Genomic DNA, 539 nt, shown 5'->3' with positions numbered 1-539 from the left:
CTCCATGATCTCGCGGCCCACTTGGTTGACGGCCTCGATGCGGCGCACCACGCCGGCGCTCATCAGCCAGCCGCCGGCGAGCGCCAGCGCCACGGTCATGGCGAGACCCCAGCCGAGGGCGTCGCGGATCAGCCCCCGGATGGCCGTGAGCTCGCGCACATCCCGGCCCACCAGCAGATGCAAGCCGCCGCGCAGGCGAAACACCTTGCCGCGGGCGGCATGCTCTTCCCCCAGCGCGGCGCCTGCATCCAGGGCATCGCGCAGCCGGAAGTCGATCCAGCCGTCGCGGTCCGGCTCCACGTCCGGCCAGGCGTCGATGTTGCCGACCAGCGGGCGGTATTCGGTATCGGCGAGCAGATAGACGCCGGCACCCGTGGGCCGCTGGGCGCTGCGCTGGGCCAGCAGCGTGGTGAGACCGGAGAGACCCCGGCGGCGGTACTGCTCGGCGAGGCCCTGGATCTCGGCCTCGATGGTGGCGTCGGTCTGCCGGGCCATGTAGCCGGCGGTGGACCAGTAGATGAAGCCGAGCAGCGCCACCA

Annotated in this window: 1 pseudogene; it reads right to left on the bottom strand. The window is 72.2% G+C overall.

Going from position 1 to position 539, the window contains the following annotated elements:
• Positions 1–539 (bottom strand): annotated as a pseudogene (locus CKO25_RS20805) (two-component sensor histidine kinase); the annotation flags it as partial.

This window comes from Thiocapsa imhoffii (assembly GCF_016583985.1).
GTDB classification, from domain to species: domain Bacteria; phylum Pseudomonadota; class Gammaproteobacteria; order Chromatiales; family Chromatiaceae; genus Thiocapsa; species Thiocapsa imhoffii.
The sequence above is the reverse complement of the archived record's forward strand: the minus strand, read 5'-3'. Positions and strand labels throughout refer to the sequence as shown.